Here is a 15,993-nt window from a genome sequence, read left to right on the forward strand (position 1 = left end):
GCCGTGGGGAGCCCGCCACGGGCCGGGGGTCGCGCACTCCGGTCCGGCTTGCGCGGCGGCGGGGTCGGTCGCATAGTCCCAGGTATGGACCCGCGTGAGGCGGCGCTCCGAAAGGCGTACGACCATGCCGTCCGGTGGCTGGCGAGCCTGCCCGACCGCCGGGTCCCGGCACGTGCCGACGCCGACGCGATCGTGCGCGCCCTCGGTCCGGACCTGCCCGACGGCCCCGGCACACCCGCCGATGTCGTCGACCTCCTGGCCACGGCCTGTGAACCGGGACTCACGGCCTTCCCCGGCGGCCGGTTCTTCGGCTTCGTGGTCGGCGGCACCGAACCGGCCGCGCTTGCCACCGACTGGCTGGTCAGCGCCTGGGACCAGAACTGCGTGATGCGCGCGGCCTCTCCCGCGTACGCGGCCGTGGAGGACATCGCCGGCGCATGGCTCCTCGATCTGCTCGGTCTGCCGCGCGACGGCTCCGTCGGCTTCACCACGGGTGCGACGACGGCGAACTTCACGTGTCTCGCCGCGGGCCGCGACGAGGTGCTGCGCCGGGCCGGCTGGGACGTGGCCCGTGACGGCCTCCACGGCGGCCCGGGCGTGCGCGTGCTCGCGGGCGCGTCACGGCACATGGCCGTCGACCTGGCCCTGCGCTACCTCGGTCTCGGGAGTCCCGAGCCGGTGGCGGCGGACGATCAGGGAAGGATGCAGGCCGGGGCACTGCGGAAGGCGCTGGCCGGCGGCGGCGCCCGACCCGTCATCGTGGTCCTCCAGGCCGGCGACATCCATTCCGGCGCCTTCGACCCCTTCACCGAGAGCGTCCGGGCCGCGCGCGAGGCGGGGGCGTGGGTGCACGTCGACGGTGCCTTCGGGCTGTGGGCGGCCGTCTCCCCGCGCCATGCCCATCTGATGGCGGGGTGCGCGGGCGCCGACTCCTGGGCGACGGACGCCCACAAGACCCTCAACGTCCCCTACGACTGCGGACTCGCGATCGTGCGCGACCCGTCCGCGCTCCGGGCGGCGATGGGCGAGCGCGGCGACTACCTGATCCAGCACGAGCATGGTGACCCCATCGACAAGGTGCCCGAACTCTCCCGCCGCGGCCGTGCCTTCACCGTGTGGGCCGCGCTCCGGTCCCTCGGCCGGTCCGGGGTGGCCGACCTCGTCGAACGGCTGTGCCGTCACGCCGCATCGTTCGCGGCCGGCATCGCCGCCGTCGAGGGGGCGACCGTCCTCAACGACGTGGTGTTCACCCAGGTGTGCGCCGAGTTCGGCGACGACGAGCGCACGGACCGGGTCCTCGCACGGCTGCTCGACGACGGCACGGCGTGGATCAGCGGCTCCACCTGGCACGGGCGGCGCGTCATGCGCATCTCGGTGAGCAACTGGTCGACCACCGAGGACGACGTGCGGCGCACCCTCGACGCGATCCGGCGCGCGGCCGGTGCCCCGGCGTAGGGGCCGTGGCCGGAGCGTTGGCGACCGCGGCCCACGGGCGGTGTCCCGCCGGTGCGCTCACGACGGAGTCCCGCCGGTGCGATCACGACGGGCGGCGTCCCGCCGATGCGATCACACCGGCTCCGGTGCGAAGCGGTGGAGTTCGTCGACGCCGGGCTGGACGACCCCGTAGCTGCTCTCCGGTACCTCGTTCCAGGCTTCGGGCAGGTCACCGAGCGGTTCGGAGACGATGAGGCGGGTCTCCCCCGAGACGTTCCGCAGGAAGCCGAGGTCGGGGTGGAGCCGGCGCAGCGCCTCCACCCGGCTGCTGTAGAACAGCGAGCGCGAGGCGCGCGCGCTGGAGTAGCGGAAGGCCCAGACCCGCTCGCCGTCGGTGATGGCGAGCGTCATCTGCAGGGGGAACTCCACCCCGTTCTCGTGCCCGAGGCGCTCCACCACGCCGGCCATCCGGGCCACCGCGGCGGGCGGGTCCCGGTCGAGGCCGAAGGTGAGCGCCAGGTAGAACATCACCTCGGAGTCCGTCGTGCCCTCCATGTCCGGGTAGAGCCGGGGGTCGACGAGGAGGCTCAGCTCCCGGCGCAGCAGGGGGAATCCCGCGATGGCGCCGTTGTGCATGAACATCCAGCGCCCGTGCCGGAACGGGTGGCAGTTCGACTGCTGCACCGCCGTCCCGGTCGAGGCCCTGATGTGGGCGAAGAACAGCGACGACCGGACGTGGTCCGCCAGTTCGCGCAGATTGCGGTTGTTCCAGGCCGGGCCGACGTCCCTGAGCAGGGCCGGTGTGTCGTTGTCCGGCGAGTACCAACCGACGCCGAAGCCGTCACCGTTGGTGGTCTCCACACCCAGCTTCGAGTGCAGGCTCTGGTCGATCAGGGAGTGGGTCGGCCGGTACAGGATGGTGTCGAGCAGTACGGGCGTTCCCCAGTACGCGAGCCATCGGCACATGCACGATCACCTGGGCCCCAACCGGTTCTCGACGACAGGATCCCTCGCACGGACGGCGTGACCCGCCCGCCTTCCCATTCTCGGCGCGGTTCCCGGCGGACGCCACGCGGGTGGGCGGCGTCCGCCGGGAACGGCGCCGGAACTGGGGGCGCGCACGTCGACCGCCGCTACGAGCGGGCGGCCTTGCGCCGTGCCCGCAGCCACTCCTTGTTCATGGCCGCGATCGACGGCAGCGGGATGCCCTTGGGACAGGCGGTGGCGCATTCCCCGGTGAGGGTGCAGCCGCCGAAGCCCTCGGCGTCCATCTGGGCGACCATGTCGAGCACGCGGGTCTCGCGCTCGGGGGCGCCCTGCGGCAGCACGCCCAGGTGGTTGACCTTGGCGGAGGTGAAGAGCATCGCGGAGCCGTTGGGGCAGGCGGCGACGCAGGCCCCGCAGCCGATGCACTCGGCGTGCTCGAAGGCGAGGTCGGCGTCGGCCTTGGGGACCGGGGTGGCGTGTGCCTCGGGGGCGGAGCCGGTGGGGACGCTGACATAGCCGCCGGCCTGGATGATCCGGTCGAAGGCGGAGCGGTCGACGACGAGGTCCTTGACGACCGGGAAGGCGGCGGCCCGCCAGGGCTCGACGTCGATGGTGTCGCCGTCCCGGAAGGACCGCATGTGCAGCTGGCAGCTGGTGGTGCGCTCGGGGCCGTGGGCGTCGCCGTTGATGACGAGGCTGCAGGCACCGCAGATGCCCTCGCGGCAGTCGTGGTCGAAGGCGACGGGGTCCTCACCGCGCAGGATGAGCTCCTCGTTGAGGGTGTCCAGCATCTCCAGGAAGGACATGTCGGAGGAGATGCCGTCCACCTCGTAGGTGGACATGGCGCCGTCGGCGTCGGCGTTCTTCTGGCGCCAGACGCGCAGGGTGAGCCTCATGCGTAGCTCCGCTGGGTGGGGTGGACGTGTTCGAAGACGAGGTCTTCCTTGTGCAGGACCGGGGTGCCCGCCTCGGTGAACTCCCAGGCGGCGACGTAGGAGAACTCCTCGTCGCGCCGGGCGGCCTCGCCGTCGGGGGTCTGGGACTCCTCGCGGAAGTGACCGCCGCAGGACTCCTCGCGATGGAGGGCGTCGAGGCACATCAGCTCGGCGAGCTCCAGGTAGTCGACGATCCGGTTGGCCTTCTCCAGGGACTGGTTGAACTCCTCGCCGGTGCCGGGGACCTTGATCCGGCGCCAGAACTCCTCACGGATCTCGGGGATGCGGCGCAGGGCCTTGCGCAGGCCCTCCTCGCTACGGGCCATGCCGCAGAACTCCCACATGAGTTCGCCGAGTTCGCGGTGGAAGGAGTCGGGGGTGCGGTCGCCGTCGACGGCGAGGAGCAGGTGGATCCGGTCCTCGGTCTCGGCGAGCACCTCCCGTACGGCGGGGTGCTCGTCGGTGACGGGCTCACTGTGCGGGTGGCGCGCCAGGTAGTCGTTGATGGTGGCGGGGAGCACGAAGTAGCCGTCGGCGAGGCCCTGCATGAGGGCGGAGGCGCCGAGCCGGTTGGCCCCGTGGTCGGAGAAGTTGGCCTCGCCGACGGCGAAGAGGCCGGGGACCGTGGTCTGGAGGTCGTAGTCGACCCAGAGGCCGCCCATCGTGTAGTGCACGGCGGGGTAGATCCGCATCGGCACCTCGTACGGGTTCTCGGCGGTGATCCGCTCGTACATGTCGAAGAGGTTGCCGTACTTCTCCTCGACCTTGGCACGCCCCATCCGCCGGATCGCGTCGCCGAAGTCGAGGTAGACGCCCTGGCCGCCGGGGCCGACGCCGCGACCCTCGTCGCAGACGTTCTTGGCGGCGCGGGAGGCGATGTCGCGGGGGACGAGATTGCCGAAGGACGGGTAGATGCGCTCCAGGTAGTAGTCGCGCTCGTCCTCGGGGATCTCGTTGGCGGGGCGGGTGTCGCCCTGGGCCTTGGGGACCCAGATGCGCCCGTCGTTGCGCAGCGACTCGCTCATCAGGGTGAGCTTGGACTGGTGGTCGCCGGTGCGCGGGATGCAGGTGGGGTGGATCTGGGTGAAGCAGGGGTTGGCGAAGTACGCGCCGCGCCGGTGGGCCCGCCACACGGCGGTGGCGTTGGAGTTCATGGCGTTGGTGGACAGGTAGAAGACGTTGCCGTAGCCGCCGGTGGCGAGGACGACGGCGTCCGCGTAGTGGGTGGTGACGCGTCCGGTGATCAGGTCGCGGGCGACGATGCCGCGGGCCCGGCCGTCGACGACGATCAGGTCGAGCATCTCGGTGCGCGGGTGCATCTCGACGTTGCCGGCGGCGATCTGCCGGGACAGCGCCTGGTAGGCGCCGAGCAGCAGCTGCTGACCGGTCTGGCCTCGGGCGTAGAAGGTGCGGGAGACCTGGACGCCGCCGAAGGAGCGGGTGTCGAGGAGTCCGCCGTACTCGCGGGCGAAGGGGACGCCCTGGGCGACGCACTGGTCGATGATCTCGACGGAGATCTGGGCGAGCCGGTGGACGTTGGACTCGCGGGCGCGGAAGTCGCCGCCCTTGACGGTGTCGTAGAAGAGGCGGTGGACGGAGTCGCCGTCGTTGCGGTAGTTCTTCGCGGCGTTGATGCCGCCCTGGGCGGCGATGGAGTGGGCGCGGCGCGGGGAGTCCTGGTAGCAGAACTGGACGACCTGGTAGCCCTGTTCGGCGAGGGTGGCGCCGGCGGAGCCGCCGGCGAGGCCGGTGCCGACGACGATGACGCGGTGGCCGCGGCGGTTGGCGGGGTTGACCAGCCTGGCCTGGAAGCGGCGGGTGTCCCAGCGCTCGGCGATGGGGCCCGAGGGGGCCTTCTCGTCGGTGAGCGGGGCGCCCAGGGTGTAGTCGGTGGAGGTCATTCAGCTCACCACTCCGGTCATGACGGCGACGGGTACGGAGACGAAGCCCGCGGTCAGGACGAGCGCGAGCGCGTTGGCCAGGAACGTGAGGACGCGTTCGCGGCGGGCGTTGCCGACTCCGAGGGTCTGGGCGGCGCTCCAGAAGCCGTGCCGGACATGGAGTCCGACGGCCAGCATGGCGACGATGTAGACGAGGTCGCCGTACCAGGTGGAGAAGGTGTCGACGACGTTCTGGTAGGGCTTGCCCTCCTCGAAGCCGCCGGGGTGGAGGGTCCCGGTCGTCAGGTCGAGGATGTGCCAGACGAGGAAGAGGGCGATGATGACGCCGCCCCAGCGCATGGTGCGGGTGGCGTACGAGGAGCGCCTGCGGCGGTGGACGTACGCGGTGGGGCGGGCCCTGAGGTCGCGGCGGCTGAGCTGGTACGCGGAGACGGCGTGCGCGACGACGGCGGCGAGGAGCACGACGCGGGCGATCCACAGGCCCCACTGGTGGTGCAGCACCGGGGCGCCCATGACGCGCAGCCAGTGGCCGTAGGCGTTGAACTCCTCGGGGCCGAAGAAGACCTTGAGATTGCCCGCGACGTGCGCGACGAGGTAGGCGAGCATGAGGAGGCCGCTCACGGCCATGACCGTCTTCTTGCCGATCGTGGACGCCCAGAAGCCGCGGGTGGGGGAGGCGGGGGGCCGGGGCGTCGTCCGGTCGGTCTTCGTTGCCAAAGCCATGCCAGCGACGGTAGGGCCGAAGGACCCGAGAGGTCCAAGACATGGTTCGGCTCATCTCGATAGGCGCGGGCTATGACCCCGGGTAGGGTGGTGCCATGCAGTTCCAGCAGCTCCTCTACTTCGTGGCCGTCGCCGAGACCCGCCACTTCACCCGGGCCGCCGAGCGCGTGCACGTCTCACAGCCCTCCCTCTCGCAGCAGATCAAGGCCCTGGAGCAGGAGCTGGGCGCGGAGCTCTTCAGCCGGGCGCGGGGCAACATCGCCCTCACCGACGCGGGCGAGGCTCTGCTGCCGCTGGCCCGCCGCATCCTCGCCGACACCGACACCGCCCGGCACGAGGTGCAGGAGCTGGTGCAGCTCCGGCGCGGCCGGGTGCGGCTCGGCGCGACGCCCAGTCTGTGCACGGGGCTGCTGCCGGACGTGCTGCGGGCCTTCCACGACCAGCATCCGGGGATCCAGCTGCTCATCGAGGAGGGCGGTTCGCACGACCTCGTCCGGGAGCTGGCGCGCGGCGCGCTCGACCTGGCGCTCGTGGTGCTGCCGCTGCCCACCCCGTCGCCCGCCCTCACCACGGTGGAGCTGCTGACGGAGGACCTGGTGGTGGTGTCCTCGGCGTCCGCCCCCGCACCGCGCCGGCCGGTGCGGATCGCGGATCTGCGCGACCAGCCCCTGGTGATGTTCCGGCACGGCTACGACCTGCGGGAACTGACCGTGGCGGCCTGCCGAGCGGAGGGCTTCGAGCCCTCGTTCACGGTGGAGGGCGGCGAGATGGACGCGGTCCTCGGCTTCGTACGGGCGGGGCTCGGACTGGCCGTCGTCCCCACCATGGTCGCCGCCCGGGCGGGCCGCGACCTGCGTGTCACGGCCCTGGCGCGACCGGGCCTGCGTCGGACCATCGCGCTGGCCCACCGCAGCGACGTGGCACCGCCGCGGGCGGCCCGCGAACTGCAGAAGCTGCTGCTCAACCGCAGCTGAACGCTCCCCCAGCGTCCGCACGACTCGCCTCCGTACGGCCCGCCTCCGTGCGGCCCGCCTCCGTGCGGGCCCCGCGCCGTGCGGGCCCCGCGCCGTACGGGCCCCGCGCCGTACGGGCCCCCGCCGCACGAGCCCCCGCCGTAGGAGTCGCTCGCGGTGCGGGCCCCGCGCCGTGCGGGCACGCGTCCGTACCGGCCCCGCCCTGCGCACGGTCCACGCCGTGCGGCGCCCCCTCCGTGGGGGCAGTCGTCCCGCAGGGCGGGGTGGACGCGGGACCGCGCCTGGCGGTGCATCCACCCCCGGCGTGCTGTTCCCGCCCACCGCTCGGTGGCCCCACCTCCGTGTGGGCAATCGTCCCGCTGGGGCGGGACGGGTGGGCACACGGGACCGCGCCTGACGGCGCGTTCCGCCCCACGCACCTGCCGGCACCCTCACGGCGCCGCGCCCTCGCGGCAGGCGTCAAAGCGGTAGAGGCCTAGGCGCGGCAAGGCGCTGCGTTCCGTTGTGCCCACCCGTTCCGCCCCAGCGGAACGACTGCCCACAACGGGGCGGGCGACGGCTGCGGCGCGCAGCGCCCCATCGGCCGGGCGCAGCCCTGTGGGCGGATGCCCACGGGCCCCGCGCCGGTTACACCGCGTCCGCCAGGACGAGGGAGTGGATCCGGTCCGGGGCGCCGGGCCGGGCGTAGTACCAGCCCTGGGCCGTGTCGCAGCCGAGCTCGCGCAGCTGCTGGGCCTGGGCCCCGGTCTCCACGCCCTCGACCGTGACGGCGAGCTCCAGGCTGTGGGCCAACTGCACGATCCCCTCGACGATCTTGAGGTCGACCGGGTCGGCGGGGTGCTGCTGCATGCCCTGAGTGAAGGACCGGTCCAGCTTGAGGACGCTCACCGGCAGCCGGCGCAGGTTGGCGAGGTTCGAGTAGCCCGTGCCGAAGTCGTCGAGCGCGATGTCCACACCCATCTCGGCGAGCTGACGCAGCGGCTTGAGCAGGTCGTCGTCGGCGCCGATCAGGGCCGACTCCGTCACCTCCAGGCACAGGGCGCCCGGTTCGAGCCCGGAGCGCTCCAGGACGTCGACGGTCTCGGCGACCAGACCCGGGTGGTGCAGCTGGGTCGGCGACAGGTTGACGTTGATCCGCAGCGGGCCGGTGGCCTTGCGGCCGCCAGGGGCCTCGTCCTGCCAGAACCGGGCCTGGCGCACGGCCTCCTGGAGCACCCAGCGGCCCAGCGGCACGATGAGGCCGGTGTTCTCGGCGAGCGGGATGAAGCGGTCGGGACCGAGCACCCCGTGCTGCGGGTGGCACCAGCGCACGAGCGCCTCGGCGCCGTGCACGCTGCCGTCACCGAGGTGCACCAGCGGCTGGTACTCGATGAAGAACTCGCCGCGCTCCAGGGCCGCGGGCAGCGCCGTGGTGAGCCCGTGCCGGGTGATGGCCCGCGCGTCGGCCTCGGCGTCGGCGTACTCGAAGCGGTTGCCGCCCGCGGACTTGGCCCGGTACATGGTGATGTCCGCGCTGCGGAGCACCTCGGCCGCGGTCCGCTCCCCCGCCGGGCCCTCGACCACGCCGACGCTGCCGCGGACGGTCAGCTCGCGCCCGTCGACGCTGATCGGGGAGGCCAGGACGGCGAGCATCCGGTCGGCCAGCTCGGCGACCTTCCGCTCGGTGCCGGGCCCGGTGGTGAGGGCGACGAACTCGTCGCCGCCGAGCCGGGCGACCATCTCGCCGGGCGCGGCGACACAGCTCTGCAGCCGGTCGGCCACCTCGACCAGCAGCCGGTCGCCGGTGGAGTGACCGAGGCTGTCGTTGATGACCTTGAAGCCGTCGAGGTCGAGGTAGCACAGGCCGAAGCGGGTGTCGCCGGCCGGCCCGAGGGTCTTCTCGAGGCGCTCGAAGAACAGCGTCCGGTTGGGCAGCCCGGTGAGGGCGTCGTGCGTGGCCTCGTACCGCAGCCGCAGGTTGAGCAGCCGCCGTTCGGTGGTGTCCTCCATCAGCGCCAGCTGGTACTGGGGGGCGCCGGCGGCGTCGCGCAGCAGCGAGACGGTGAGGTTGGTCCACAGCACGGTGCCGTCGCTGCGGTAGTACGGCTTCTCGACCCGGTAGTGCTCGCGTTCGCCGCGGACCAGTTCGTCGTAGAGCCGCCAGACGTGCGGGCCGTCCTCCGGGTGGACCCACTCGGCGATGTTGCGGCTCCGGACGGTCTGCTCCAGGCCGCCGAACATCCGGGTGAGGGTCTCGTTGACCTCCAGGACGTTGCCGTCGAGGTCGGCGATGCCGATGCCGATCGCGGCGCCGTCGAAGACCGCGCGGAAGCGGCTCTCGGTGGCGTGCAGGGCGAGTTCGGCGGCGCTGCGGGCGGAGAGCGCCGAGTGGGCGATGGACTCCTGCTCGACCAGGGTGCGCTCGCGCAGGGCCTGGGCGAAGCCGGCGGCCATGGCGTGCTGCAGCCGGGCGCAGCGGGCGCGGAGCTCCTCGGCGGGATTCTCCTGCTCGTCGCCGCAGTAGAGCACCAGGTACGCGTCGACCACCCCGAGGCTGCGGGCGAGCGCGTCGGGGTCGGTGCAGTGGGCGGCCACGAGGGCCTGGCCCACGCGGTGGGCGGGCGCGGTGTCGAAGGGCCGCGCGTGCAGGGCCTCGGACAGCTCCCGGGCCGGCGGCAGCAGGTGCCGCTCGAACTCCTGACGGGTCATCGACGTGGCGGTGACCGGGAACACGGCGCGACTCCAGATGGTCACGAACCGTCTGAGTCTGTCCTCCGGTCCGTCGGCATCGGCCGCGGCACCGGTCGGCTGGGACGGCAGCTTCACGCCTTGCGCCCCACCCCTGCGAACCCGGAGAAGGCGAAGGGATCCTCCTCCTCGTCCGGGCTGTCCGGCCGCCACAAGGGCATCGGTACGAGTCCGGGCTCGACGAGTTCGGTGCCGGTGAAGAAGCGCCCGATCTCCTCGCGGCCGCGCATCACCAGCGGGTTGCGGATGTCGCGGTAGACGTCCACGACACCGCCGGCCTGCTCCTGGGTGGCCGGGATGCCCTCGTAGGAGGCATGGGTGAGGACGAGGAGGCTGCCGGGGGCGAGCGCGTCGAGGAGCTCGGCGACGGCCGCACCGGGCTCGTCCTCGTCCTCCAGGAAGTGCAGGACGGCGACGAGCAGCAGGGCCACCGGGCGGTCCAGGTCGAGCAGTTCGCCGACCTCGTGGCTGCGCAGGATCTCGCGGGGCTTGCGCAGGTCCGCGGCGGCCACGGCGGAACGCGGGTCGCCCTGGAGCACGGCCCGGCTGTGGGCGACGGCGACCGGGTCGTGGTCGACGTAGACCACCCGCGACGCGTCGCTCGCGGCCTGGGCGACCTCGTGGACGTTGCCGAAGGTCGGTATCCCCGAACCGATGTCGAGGAACTGGGTGACGCCGCCCGCGACGGCGTACCGGACGGCCCGGCGCATGAAGGCACGGTTCGCCTGCATGATCTTGGGGAGTCCCGGCAGGAACTCCATGGCCTTGCGGGCCGCTTCCCGGTCCACTTCGAAATTGTGCGAGCCGCCCAGATAGAAGTCGTACATACGGGACACGCTCGGCACCGAGATATCGATGCCCGGCGGAGCCCAGGCGGGACGCTCCATCAAAGTCTCCATCAAGTCGCCATGGATGCGGCCATGTGTTCGCAGCATACGTTCGAGCTGAGGCTACTGATCGCCCGCCTGGAGAGCGAGTAGAAACGGAAATTCGCGATCCGTTCTTGGTCACACGCCATTGGCACGTGCGGCGGGTAAGGAACAGTTCACGCCTTCAGGTCGTGCAAATTCACGTGCATATGGACGCGCGGATTCCGGAAGGCCCTTCCCGTACGGCCCGGAAGGCCGGGACGACGCCACTCGCGGACCAACGAAGGGCGACAACCGGCCAGTTCTCCGCACGAGCGGTCCGAACGACCGCGCCGATCGCGCATTCTTCCCGAATCGGCCGCAACGGCAGGGACGTTGGCGCCGTTGGGTACGCGTGAGCCGACAGAACGACGTGAAACGTCAAACCCGTGGGACCCGAGATCCCCACCATCCGGGGAATCCGGAGCCGTTCCGGCCCGCCGGGTCGGTCCATATGATCATGCTGCCAGGCGTGTCTCCGTCGCCTCTGTACAGATCGCGTCTGGCGCGGCCGCTCGCGGCCGGCGCCCTGGTGTGGCTCCTGAGCGCCCCGGCGCCCGCGGGCGCCGACGCGTGCGCCTACTCCTCGACCGGCCCGGACGGTTCGAGCGTCTCGGTGGTGTCCGCGGGGCCGGGGGCCTGCCCCGGCCATCCGCCGCATCCCTCACACCCTCCGCACCCGTCCCATCCACCGCACCCGACCCACCATCCCCACCCCACGCACCCACCGCAGCCCACGTGCACGCCGACCCCGACGCCTGAGCCGACCCCGACTCCGACCCCAAAGCCGACACCGAAGCCGACGCCGCCCCCTCCCCCGCCGCCGAAGCCGAAGCCGCCGACCACCCGGCCCGCTCCCCCGCCGAAGCCGGCCCCGGTCCCGGAGCCCCCGCGTCCGCGCCCCGCGCCCCGGACGCCCGAAGCGGCGCCGCCGCCCCCTCCGCCGCCTTCACCGACGCCGACCGTGCGGCCGCGCCCGCCGGCCCCGGGACCCGTCGCCCTGCCGCACTACCGGCGCGCGGCCCGGGTCACACCGAAGAGCGCCCCGAACGTGCTCAGCACGACCCTGCTCATCGCCGCCCCCGCGGTGCTCGCGACCGCGATCCTGCGCCCCCGCTCCCGCTGACCGCTCGTCACCGCCGAGCGCTCGATTCCGCCGGGCCCCGGCCCGGCCGACGGAGGAACCCTTGTCCGAATGGCTTGTCCTGTCCCTCGCGATGGCCGCCGCCTGCGCCGTCGTCCTGACCATCGTCGTCATCAACCACCGGAGGATCCCCGAGGACGACGACCCCAGTGAGACCCCCGACGTCATCGAGTACATGACGATGATGATCGGCGTGGTGTACGCCATCGTGCTCGGCCTCGCGATCGCCGGCGTCTGGGAGGCGCGCAGCGCCGCCCAGGAGACCGTGCGCCAGGAGGCGCAGGCCCTGCACGAGATCTCCGCCCGCGCCCAGGTCTACCCGCCGGCCGTACGGGACCGGATCCGGTCCGACGTCGACGCGTACGTGAGCTACGTCGTCCACGACGAGTTCCCGTACATGTCGGACCACAACGAGCTGAGCGACACCGGGACGGAGCTCCTGGAGAAGGTCCGCCGCAGCGTGACCGACTACCAGCCCGCCAACGACTTCGAGGGCCAGGCCTACCAGCCGCTCGTGGACCAGGTCGCGGTCGCCGACGACGCGCGGGGGTCCCGGGGGCAGAACGCGGGCGCGACGATGCCGGGCGTGGTGTGGTTCGGTCTCGTCATCGGCGCCCTGGTGACGGTGGGCCTCATCTTCACCCTGCAGATCCGGCGCACCGGCAGGGAGGTGCTGCTCGCCGGCCTCTTCAGCGCGCTCATCGCCTTCCTGCTCTTCCTCATCTGGGACTTCGACGCCCCGTTCGGCCGCGGCATCTCGGCCACCGCCGCGCCGTTCACCGATCTCTTCCCGCAGCTCATGGGCTGACCGGGCGCCGGATGTTGGGCCGGGTGGGGGACATCGGTGCCCCATTCGCGCGTCTGGGATCGCGGCTGTGGTAGTGGGCTCCTAGCGTTGCCGGCATCGAGGGGCATCTCATGCCATTCGTGGAAAAACCTTCCGCAGCTGCTCCTCGGAGACCGGAGGATCACCATGCGCGCGATACGTGCCGCGTCCACCGCTCTGCTGGGGGCGGCCACCCTCGCCCTGGCCGCCCCCCACGCCGTCGCCGTAGACGGCGCGCCGGCGCCCAACCCCCGGGCGCCCGGAGCGCGGCAAGTGGGCGACTTCGTCGTCTCCCCGGCGTTCGTCGCCCCGGGCGGCCGGGTCACCCTCAGCGCCCCGGGCTGCGCGAGCACCGCGACGGCCTCGGCGGGCATCTTCGACACCGTCACGATCGCGCCGGGCTCCGCGGCCACGGCCACCGTGGACATCGACGCCAAGCGCGGCGCGGTCTACACGGTCTCCTTCAACTGCACGGGCGGCATGCAGAGCACCGTCGACCTGACCATCACCGGTGGCGCGACCGCCACTCCCACGGCGCTCTCGACGCTGCGCCCCGCGACCCCGCGCGGTGTCGCCGGCGGTCTCGGCGGCTCGGTCGACCCGACGAACGGCTGGACGATGGCGGCCGGCGGCGCCATGGCGCTCGCGGCGGCGGGCGGTCTGGCCTACGTGATCCGTCGCAGGTCGGCGGCAGGCCGGCGGCACTGACGGCGCCGCCGCGCCCCGCCTCCGGACGCCCCTCCGCGGCCGGGATCCGCACCGCTCCCGACGCCCGTCGCCCCCGGACCCTGGGAGGGTCCGGGGGCGACGGGCGTTGCGGGTCCACCGGGAGGTTCGACCGGTCAGACCCCGGCGCGGGCCGTACGGCGCCGGCGGGCGATGAACAGGCCCCCGCCCAGCGCGGCGGCGGCGACGAGGGAGCCGCCGACCGCCATCTCCGCGGAGCTCGGCGCGAGCGAGCCGCCCAGACCGCCCTGTGCGCCCTGGCCGGGCAGCACACGGAAGGACTGGGTGAGCGTGCGCCCGTTGTTGCACTGGACGGTCAGCTGGTACTGGCCCGGCGTGGCGTTGTTGAAGATGCGGGCGGTGGCCGTGGACACGCCGTTGTTGGCGGCGGAGAGGGTGGTGGTCGCGAAGGCACTGGACGTGACCGTGCCCCCGGCGCACCCCCTGACGGTGATCGTGAGGATCGACCCCTGGTGGACCGCGAACGGGGAGACGGTAACGCCGTTGGAGTTGTCACCGCCCCCGGGGGCCTGGAAGGAGTCGGCGGTCACGCTGCTGGGCCCAGAGGTGGCGGTGGCGAGGGGGGCCGCGAGCCCGAGCGCCGCGAACGCGGTCGCCGTCACCGCCAGAGTGCGTACAGCACGCATGGTTGAACCTCCACTGAAGGCGCCCCAAAGCGGTGCTCCGGGAGTATCGACGAGTACGCCTTCCATGACGAACCATCACAAGCGCGGAGAATGCGCGCATGTCGACACTGGGCCACCCCGGTGAGGCCCGGCATCGGCCGAACGGGGGTCGCGACCTGACGGAGCCGCAGGTCACACGGCATCAGGTCGATGATCTGACGATTACTCGGACGGGTCATCACCCGGACGCCGGGGCACCGCCCACGGGCATCGCCGCGGGGCCCTCGCACGGGTCCCTTCACGGTCCGGGCAGGCGGGCGTCGCGGTGGCCGCCACCCGTTCGCCCCGCTCCGATCGCCGGTTTCCCCCCGCGCCCTTACCGTTCCCGTGACGTACCAAGGGAGATCCATGAGCCCGGGAGAACCATGAGCCCCAAGGACTTCAGCTTCCTCGAAGCCGCCAGGAGACGCCAACCCTGGGGCGCCCTGGCCCTCGTCATGCTCTCCGGGGTGGCCATAATGCGCAACGGGGTCGGCTTCGAGTCCGGCCCGCCGCAGCCCACCGCCGCGTCCCGCCCGGTCGCCCGGCCGGTGGCCCCGGCCGCCACGCCCGGCTTCGGTCTGGAGCCGCTGCCGTTCGCCCCGGCCTCACGGATCAAGATCCCGGCCCTCCGGGTGGCCGCCCCGGTCATCGACGTCGGTCTCGACGCCAACGGGTGGATCGCCGCCCCGCCGGCCGAGGACGCCAACCTCGCCGGCTGGTACCAGAACGGCATCGCGCCGGGCATGCGCGGCACCTCGGTCGTCGTGGGGCACGTCGACAACCTGGCCGGACCCGCGGTGTTCTACGGACTGGGCTCCCTGCAGCGCGGTCAGCACATCGAGGTCGAGCGGTACGACGGCCGGGTGGCCGTCTTCGAGATCTACGGCGTCGACGTCTACGCGAAGAACGACTTCCCGGTGCAGGTCTACGCGGACACCGGCGAGCCCGAACTGCGCGTGATCACGTGCGGCGGCGGCTACTCCCGGGCGCACGGCTACGACGGCAACGTGGTCGTCTACGCCCGGATGGTGGGCTCCCGGTAGGACGTCCGCCCGTACGGCCCGGGGCCCCGGCACCTGAGAGGGTGCCGGGGCCCGCGCCCGGCGGGCCCCGGGGGCCGGGCGGGCGGGGCCGTCCGGTCAGCGGCGCGGGACGGTGATGGCGTAGCCCGAGTCGAGGAGTTCGGGCAGATAGCGCTTGAGCGCGGCGACGCTGTGCGAGCGGTTGCCGCCGGCGTCGTGGTTGAGGACGACGACCCCGGGCCCGGCCCCGTCCAGGACCCGGCGGACGATGCTGTCCGTCGGCGGCTCCTGCCAGTCCAGGGTGTCGACGGTCCACGCCAGCGGCTCCATGCCGAGCTCCGCGCCGATCTCGAACGAGAGCCTGTTCCAGGCCCCGTAGGGCGCCCGGTACCACAGCGGCGCGGCGCCCAGGGCCCGTTCGATGACCTCGCTCGTGGCGCCGAGCTCGTGGCGGATGCGGGACGGGCGCAGCTTGGGGACGAGCGGATGGGACCAGGAGTGGTTGCCGACGACGTGTCCGTCGTCGGCCATCTCCTTGAGCAGGTCCTGGTTGTCGACCGCCATCTCGCCGCACACGAAGAACATCGCGCGGCAGTCGTAGCGCCGCAGGGTGGCGAGGATCTCCGGGGTGTAGCGGGGGTCGGGCCCGTCGTCGAAGGTGAGCACCATCGAGCGCCCGACTCCGGTCAGCCGGAGGAAGGGCCGGGTCCTGACCGGGGGGAGCGCCCTGCGGAACGCGGGCGGCGCGTAGCCCGTCATCGGCTGCAGCCGGTACGCGGCCGGGCGCAGCCGGGCGGCCTGGGGTCCCGCCGCGCCGGGCGTGGGCCGTGCGGACGGCCGGGCCGGGGGTGCGGCGCCGCGTGAGGCCTCAGGGGCGCCGTCGGGGCCGGTCTCAGGGCCGGTGAGGCGGTCCGTGGCGAAGACCCCGACGGCGGCGGTGGCGCCGAGGGCGGCGGCGAGGCGCAGCAGCGACCGGCGCCCTGTGGTCGTCTCATCCTTTTTCATGACCAATGGTTCG

14 protein-coding genes are annotated in these 15,993 nt (G+C 72.8%); 6 read left to right on the top strand and 8 right to left on the bottom strand.

Annotated elements, in window-relative coordinates:
* The first annotated feature begins 84 nt into the window (after positions 1 to 84).
* Positions 85 to 1,455 carry a pyridoxal phosphate-dependent decarboxylase family protein gene (locus ACIRQF_RS04790; RefSeq protein WP_404088863.1) on the top strand — a complete coding sequence of 457 codons (1,371 nt, stop codon included), beginning with the start codon at positions 85 to 87 and terminating at the stop codon, positions 1,453 to 1,455.
* Positions 1,456 to 1,566: 111 nt separating this feature from the next.
* Here ACIRQF_RS04790 and ACIRQF_RS04795 read toward each other — a convergent pair whose 3' ends face one another.
* The 4 genes from ACIRQF_RS04795 to ACIRQF_RS04810 all read right to left on the bottom strand — a co-directional run bounded on the left by ACIRQF_RS04795 (position 1,567) and on the right by ACIRQF_RS04810 (position 5,980).
* Positions 1,567 to 2,400 (bottom strand): class II glutamine amidotransferase, encoded by an 834-nt coding sequence (locus ACIRQF_RS04795; RefSeq protein WP_376630774.1) that lies wholly within the window; start codon positions 2,398 to 2,400, stop codon positions 1,567 to 1,569.
* 167 nt (positions 2,401 to 2,567) lie between these two features.
* Positions 2,568 to 3,317: a succinate dehydrogenase/fumarate reductase iron-sulfur subunit gene (locus tag ACIRQF_RS04800; RefSeq protein WP_404088865.1), complete on the bottom strand. Its 750-nt coding sequence runs from the start codon at positions 3,315 to 3,317 to the stop codon at positions 2,568 to 2,570.
* Positions 3,314 to 5,257 (bottom strand): fumarate reductase/succinate dehydrogenase flavoprotein subunit, encoded by a 1,944-nt coding sequence (locus ACIRQF_RS04805; RefSeq protein ID WP_404088867.1) that lies wholly within the window; start codon positions 5,255 to 5,257, stop codon positions 3,314 to 3,316. Before ACIRQF_RS04805 ends, ACIRQF_RS04800 begins: the two co-directional genes overlap by 4 nt.
* Complete coding sequence (locus tag ACIRQF_RS04810) at positions 5,258 to 5,980, bottom strand: succinate dehydrogenase (RefSeq protein ID WP_404088869.1); 723 nt, start codon at positions 5,978 to 5,980, stop codon at positions 5,258 to 5,260.
* Positions 5,981 to 6,075: 95 nt separating this feature from the next.
* On the opposite strand from ACIRQF_RS04810, the gene ACIRQF_RS04815 reads away from it, so the two are divergent.
* Positions 6,076 to 6,954, top strand: coding sequence for a LysR family transcriptional regulator (locus ACIRQF_RS04815; protein ID WP_376630782.1), 879 nt, complete (start codon positions 6,076 to 6,078; stop codon positions 6,952 to 6,954).
* Between the two features lie 627 nt (positions 6,955 to 7,581).
* Here ACIRQF_RS04815 and ACIRQF_RS04820 read toward each other — a convergent pair.
* Complete coding sequence (locus ACIRQF_RS04820; protein ID WP_382485549.1) at positions 7,582 to 9,759, bottom strand: putative bifunctional diguanylate cyclase/phosphodiesterase; 2,178 nt, start codon at positions 9,757 to 9,759, stop codon at positions 7,582 to 7,584.
* Positions 9,756 to 10,568, bottom strand: coding sequence for an SAM-dependent methyltransferase (locus ACIRQF_RS04825; protein WP_376630786.1), 813 nt, complete (start codon positions 10,566 to 10,568; stop codon positions 9,756 to 9,758). Before ACIRQF_RS04825 ends, ACIRQF_RS04820 begins: the two co-directional genes overlap by 4 nt.
* Before the next feature lie 985 nt (positions 10,569 to 11,553).
* Here ACIRQF_RS04825 and ACIRQF_RS04830 point away from each other — a divergent pair.
* The 3 genes from ACIRQF_RS04830 to ACIRQF_RS04840 all read left to right on the top strand — a co-directional run bounded on the left by ACIRQF_RS04830 (position 11,554) and on the right by ACIRQF_RS04840 (position 13,267).
* Entirely contained in the window at positions 11,554 to 11,715 is a 162-nt protein-coding gene (locus ACIRQF_RS04830) for a hypothetical protein (RefSeq protein ID WP_382485547.1), read from the top strand.
* 61 nt (positions 11,716 to 11,776) lie between these two features.
* Positions 11,777 to 12,541, top strand: coding sequence for a hypothetical protein (locus ACIRQF_RS04835; protein ID WP_376630788.1), 765 nt, complete (start codon positions 11,777 to 11,779; stop codon positions 12,539 to 12,541).
* Between the two features lie 165 nt (positions 12,542 to 12,706).
* On the top strand, positions 12,707 to 13,267 hold the full coding sequence (locus ACIRQF_RS04840) for a hypothetical protein (protein WP_389759808.1): 561 nt from the start codon (positions 12,707 to 12,709) through the stop codon (positions 13,265 to 13,267).
* Between the two features lie 134 nt (positions 13,268 to 13,401).
* On the opposite strand, the gene ACIRQF_RS04845 is transcribed toward ACIRQF_RS04840, so the two are convergent.
* Positions 13,402 to 13,932, bottom strand: a complete 531-nt coding sequence (locus ACIRQF_RS04845; protein ID WP_376630791.1) for a hypothetical protein — start codon at positions 13,930 to 13,932, stop codon at positions 13,402 to 13,404.
* 404 nt (positions 13,933 to 14,336) lie between these two features.
* On the opposite strand from ACIRQF_RS04845, the gene ACIRQF_RS04850 reads away from it, so the two are divergent.
* A complete protein-coding gene (locus ACIRQF_RS04850; RefSeq protein ID WP_389759811.1) occupies positions 14,337 to 14,996 on the top strand; it encodes a class F sortase in 660 nt (219 codons plus the stop codon).
* A 96-nt stretch (positions 14,997 to 15,092) separates the two neighbouring features.
* On the opposite strand, the gene ACIRQF_RS04855 is transcribed toward ACIRQF_RS04850, so the two are convergent.
* A complete protein-coding gene (locus tag ACIRQF_RS04855) occupies positions 15,093 to 15,980 on the bottom strand; it encodes a polysaccharide deacetylase family protein (protein WP_376630795.1) in 888 nt (295 codons plus the stop codon).
* Positions 15,981 to 15,993 lie beyond the last annotated feature (13 nt).

The sequence above is a fragment of the Streptomyces sp. NPDC101191 genome (genome assembly GCF_044767915.1).
Taxonomy (GTDB): Bacteria; Actinomycetota; Actinomycetes; order Streptomycetales; family Streptomycetaceae; genus Streptomyces.

What these genes read in the sequence shown, in the direction of transcription:
- ACIRQF_RS04790 (WP_404088863.1), top strand. Translation starts at nt 85, where the DNA reads ATGGACCCGCGTGAGGCGGCGCTCCGAAAGGCGTACGACCATGCCGTC.
- ACIRQF_RS04795 (WP_376630774.1), bottom strand. Translation starts at nt 2,400, where the DNA reads ATGTGCCGATGGCTCGCGTACTGGGGAACGCCCGTACTGCTCGACACC.
- ACIRQF_RS04800 (WP_404088865.1), bottom strand. Translation starts at nt 3,317, where the DNA reads ATGAGGCTCACCCTGCGCGTCTGGCGCCAGAAGAACGCCGACGCCGAC.
- ACIRQF_RS04805 (WP_404088867.1), bottom strand. Translation starts at nt 5,257, where the DNA reads ATGACCTCCACCGACTACACCCTGGGCGCCCCGCTCACCGACGAGAAG.
- ACIRQF_RS04810 (WP_404088869.1), bottom strand. Translation starts at nt 5,980, where the DNA reads ATGGCTTTGGCAACGAAGACCGACCGGACGACGCCCCGGCCCCCCGCC.
- ACIRQF_RS04815 (WP_376630782.1), top strand. Translation starts at nt 6,076, where the DNA reads ATGCAGTTCCAGCAGCTCCTCTACTTCGTGGCCGTCGCCGAGACCCGC.
- ACIRQF_RS04825 (WP_376630786.1), bottom strand. Translation starts at nt 10,568, where the DNA reads ATGGAGCGTCCCGCCTGGGCTCCGCCGGGCATCGATATCTCGGTGCCG.
- ACIRQF_RS04840 (WP_389759808.1), top strand. Translation starts at nt 12,707, where the DNA reads ATGCGCGCGATACGTGCCGCGTCCACCGCTCTGCTGGGGGCGGCCACC.
- ACIRQF_RS04845 (WP_376630791.1), bottom strand. Translation starts at nt 13,932, where the DNA reads ATGCGTGCTGTACGCACTCTGGCGGTGACGGCGACCGCGTTCGCGGCG.
- ACIRQF_RS04850 (WP_389759811.1), top strand. Translation starts at nt 14,337, where the DNA reads ATGAGCCCCAAGGACTTCAGCTTCCTCGAAGCCGCCAGGAGACGCCAA.
- ACIRQF_RS04855 (WP_376630795.1), bottom strand. Translation starts at nt 15,980, where the DNA reads ATGAAAAAGGATGAGACGACCACAGGGCGCCGGTCGCTGCTGCGCCTC.